Below are 708 nucleotides of genomic sequence, written 5' to 3' on the forward strand. Positions count from 1 at the left end.
TGGCTATTCTTTGCCATTTGGACGTTGTTCCAGAAGGAGATCGTCAGTTATGGAAGACAGATCCTTTTGACTGTGTTGAGGCAGACGGCTGTTTATTTGGTCGAGGCACTCAAGACGATAAAGGGCCTACTATGATGGCGCTATTTGCCACCAAAGCCTTGATAGATGCAGGCGTTACCTTTAATAAACGCATTCGTTTTATTTTCGGAACAGATGAAGAAACTTTGTGGCGGTGTATGAATCGCTACAATGATGTAGAAGAACAGGCTACCTTTGGGTTTGCTCCTGATTCAAGTTTCCCTTTAACCTATGCCGAAAAAGGCCTACTTCAGGCAAAATTAGTGGGGAAAGGTTCTGATAAACTGTCACTTGAAATCGGACAAGCCTACAATGTTGTTCCTGCAAGAGCCTCTTATCTAGGTGATAAGCTTGAGGCTTTACAAAAAGAACTAGATCAGCTTGGCTTTGAGTACGTCGTCAAAGAGGGAGAATTAACGGTTTATGGTCTCGCCCAACATGCTAAAGATGCTCCCGATGGCATCAACGCTATGATTAGGCTTGCCAAGGCTTTAGTGGTCCTTGAACCTAACAAAACCCTTGATTTTCTTGCTAATGTCATTGATGAAGATGGCAGAGCACTTAATATTTTTGGCAGAATCGAAGATGAACCTTCAGGCAAATTAAGCTTTAATGCCGCAGGGCTTACCT

The 708-nt window shown here is 43.2% G+C and carries 1 protein-coding gene; it reads left to right on the plus strand.

What is annotated here, in order from left to right:
- A partial coding sequence (locus MFF34_RS27970) for a Sapep family Mn(2+)-dependent dipeptidase (RefSeq protein WP_238217834.1) occupies positions 1–708 on the plus strand: 708 nt, incomplete at both ends.

It is taken from the genome of Pseudomonas sp. PAGU 2196, from assembly GCF_022179005.1.
Classification (GTDB): Bacteria; Pseudomonadota; Gammaproteobacteria; order Pseudomonadales; family Pseudomonadaceae; genus Aquipseudomonas; species Aquipseudomonas kermanshahensis.